Here is a 2,685-nt window from a genome sequence, read left to right as displayed (position 1 = left end):
TCTGCGAGGCCTTCAGGCTCTCGGAGATGTCGACCTTCATCGTGTCGCCCACCGCCTGCGGCCGGCGCTCGCCCGAGAACAGCGCGGTCGATTCGAGCTGCGGCTGGTAGATGGCGCCGTTGCTGCGGCGCTCGATGAACATCGGCGCCAGCGGCGGCGCGGCGCTCACCGGGCCTGGCACCAGGCTCGGCGGCGGGCTCGCACAGGCACCCAGCGCCAGCACACACGTCGCTGCCGCACCACGTACCGCGTACTTCGGGGGTTTCATTCGAATCCTTGGATGAGTGCCCGCACCACCGGTGCGAGCTTGGTTCTTGTCGTGGCCCACTTGCTGGCGCCGAAGCCGGCGTCGTCGACGCTGTAGCCGCTGCTCGCGAGCAGCGCGCCACCCGATCGCTGCAGGCTCATCGAGGCCGCGCTCAGGTAGGGCCGGGCCACTTCGCCGAACGGCGGCGTCTCCCAGTCCACCGTCGCCGCGTAGCGCAGCCAGACCTCGCAGTCGTCCGCACCGGCACCGGCCTCGTAGACGCGGCTCGCGACGCCGATGCCGCGCAACTCGGCCTGCAGCGCCGGCACCAGGTCGGGCAACGGCGCGTTGCGGTTGAACTCGATGCACAGCCGCTTTACCGGCGCATCGCCGTAGTGGACGGTGTTGATCGCATGCGACGGCGAGCGGCCGATCGCGAGCGAGGTGGCGCTGCCGGTGGCCTTCACCAGCTCCCAGGTGGGCACCGGGCTCAGGATCGAACAGGCGCTCAGGGCCAGGCAGGCAGCCGCCAGCGCGGCAAGGCGGATGTGCATCGCGGCCTCAGACGATCTCGTCGATGCGGCCGGCCAGCTCGAGCCCGGCCTGCGCCGCATAGCCAGCCGCCACCTGCACCGCGTCGCCGACCAGCCCGTCGGGCTCGCCGAGCGCCGCGAGCGCGAGGTGGGCGACCACCTGCGCGGCGTCGAGCGCGTCGGGCGAGCCTCCCGCATCGTTGTCGACCCGCGCCTGGCCTTCATGGCTGAGCGAGACGCTGGTGCTGCCGGTGCTGGCGCCGGCGGCTGCCGGTGCCGTCGGTGCGCGGGCCGACGACGCGGCCGGGGCCGCGTGCGCCGTGGAAGCGCCCGCGCCGATCGAAGCTGCGTGCGCCATCTCAGGCGGTCTGACGCGGCGTGGTGGCGGCGGCGAGCGACACCGTCGAGAGCGAGCTCGCCAGGTCGGGCTTCGGCGGCACCGAGGCGGCTGCGGCCGGCGCAGCCTCGGCAGCATCTGCCGCCGGAGTGGCTGCCGGCTTCAGGCTGGAACCGAATCCACCGGTGGCACCCGCGGGCGGCGTGGCGGCAGGCTTCGGGAGGGAGCGGGCCGACAGGTCGGCGGAGGGACGGGCGACATGCATGGTGCGTGATCCGTGGGGTTGCGATGAGAGTGAATTGTTCTCAAGGCACGCCCGCTCGATCGCCGGAAAAGCGTGTCGCGCGATGGCTGCGAAGGGGCCTGGGTGATGGATGTCACCCAGGGCGGGATGTCACCCAGGGCGCTTCGGCCTGGCGCGCACGCTCACTCCACCAGCAGCCGGTAGCCGACCCCGGTCTCGGTGAGGATGTGGCGCGGCTGCGCCGAGTCGGCCTCGAGCTTCTGCCGCAGGTTGCCCATGTAGACGCGCAGGTAGTGCGTGCTCTGCGCATGCCCCGGCCCCCACACCTCGCGCAGCAGGTACGGGTGCGTCAGCACCCGGCCGGCGTTGGCGATCAGCACGCCGAGCAGCCGGTACTCGATCGGCGTCAGGTGCACCTCGGCGCCGCGCCGGCGCACCAGGCGCGCCGCCTGGTCGACCTCGACATCGCCGAAGTGGAACACCGCGTCGGCCGGTGCCCGCCCGGCCCGCATGCGGCGCAGGTTGGCACGCGTGCGCGCGAGCAGCTCGGCCACGCCGAACGGCTTGGTGATGAAGTCGTCGGCCCCGGCATCGAGCGCCGCCACCTTTTCGCTCTCCTGCGTGCGCGCCGACAGCACGATGACCGGCACGCCCGACCAGGTGCGCAGCTGGCGGATGAAGTCGACGCCGTCGCCGTCGGGCAGGCCGAGGTCGGCGATCACCAGGTCGGGGCGCCGCGTGCCGGCTTCGATCAGCCCCTGCTTCACGGTGCCGGCCTCGAACACCTGCCAGCCCTCGCCCTCCAACGAGAGGCGGACGAACTGGCGGATCTCGCGCTCGTCCTCGAGCACCAGGGCGGTCGGCAGCGGGGTGGACATCAGGTCTCCTGGTCGAGTGCCGGCGGCGTACCGAGCGGCAGGCTGAAGGTGAAGGTCGCGCCCGATCCCGGCCGCTGCGCGGGCGCGGGCTCGACGCGGATGCGCCCGCGGTGCGCCTCGACGATGGCACGGCAGATCGCCAGCCCGAGGCCGACGCCCGGCGTCGCCGATTCAGTCTGGCCGCGGGTGAACTTCTCGAAGATCCGCTCCTCCTGGCCGGGCGCGACGCCGGGGCCGTGGTCGCGCACGCTGACGAGCAGCTCGCCGCCCTCCGCCCGCGCGAGGATCTCGACCGGCGCATCGGGCGGCGTGTACTTGCCGGCGTTCTCCAGCAGGTTGACCAGCACGCGCTCGATCAGCACCGCATCGCATTCCACCAGCGACACGCCGGGCTCGATGCGGATCGCGAGCGGCCGCGCGCCGAGCGCGTCGTGCGAGGCCGCCAC

5 protein-coding genes and 1 pseudogene are annotated in these 2,685 nt (G+C 72.9%); all 6 read right to left on the bottom strand.

Going from position 1 to position 2,685, the window contains the following annotated elements; translation table 11 throughout:
* Positions 1-268, bottom strand: a pseudogene (locus AC1D15_RS25855) (flagellar basal body L-ring protein FlgH); the annotation flags it as partial.
* Positions 265-801, bottom strand: coding sequence for a hypothetical protein (locus AC1D15_RS25850; RefSeq protein ID WP_047503100.1), 537 nt, complete (start codon positions 799-801; stop codon positions 265-267). The pseudogene AC1D15_RS25855 and the gene AC1D15_RS25850, both read right to left, overlap by 4 nt.
* Before the next feature lie 7 nt (positions 802-808).
* Positions 809-1,138, bottom strand: coding sequence for a hypothetical protein (locus AC1D15_RS25845; RefSeq protein ID WP_047503102.1), 330 nt, complete (start codon positions 1,136-1,138; stop codon positions 809-811).
* 1 nt (position 1,139) lies between these two features.
* Positions 1,140-1,382: a hypothetical protein gene (locus tag AC1D15_RS25840; protein WP_465113804.1), complete on the bottom strand. Its 243-nt coding sequence runs from the start codon at positions 1,380-1,382 to the stop codon at positions 1,140-1,142.
* Between the two features lie 161 nt (positions 1,383-1,543).
* Positions 1,544-2,239 (bottom strand): two-component system response regulator KdpE, encoded by a 696-nt coding sequence (kdpE, locus tag AC1D15_RS25835; RefSeq protein ID WP_047503106.1) that lies wholly within the window; start codon positions 2,237-2,239, stop codon positions 1,544-1,546.
* Positions 2,239-2,685 (bottom strand): ATP-binding protein (locus tag AC1D15_RS25830; protein ID WP_477828241.1); only part of this gene is annotated, 447 nt, incomplete at its 5' end. The genes AC1D15_RS25830 and kdpE, both read right to left, overlap by 1 nt.

The organism is Rhizobacter sp. P2_H2 (assembly GCF_056403375.1).
The sequence above is the reverse complement of the archived record's forward strand: the minus strand, read 5'-3'. Positions and strand labels throughout refer to the sequence as shown.

Coding starts and splice junctions, on each gene's coding strand:
- AC1D15_RS25845 (WP_047503102.1), bottom strand. CDS start 1,138: ATGGCGCACGCAGCTTCGATCGGCGCGGGCGCTTCCACGGCGCACGCG.
- AC1D15_RS25840 (WP_465113804.1), bottom strand. CDS start 1,382: ATGCATGTCGCCCGTCCCTCCGCCGACCTGTCGGCCCGCTCCCTCCCG.
- AC1D15_RS25850 (WP_047503100.1), bottom strand. CDS start 801: ATGCACATCCGCCTTGCCGCGCTGGCGGCTGCCTGCCTGGCCCTGAGC.
- kdpE (WP_047503106.1), bottom strand. CDS start 2,239: ATGTCCACCCCGCTGCCGACCGCCCTGGTGCTCGAGGACGAGCGCGAG.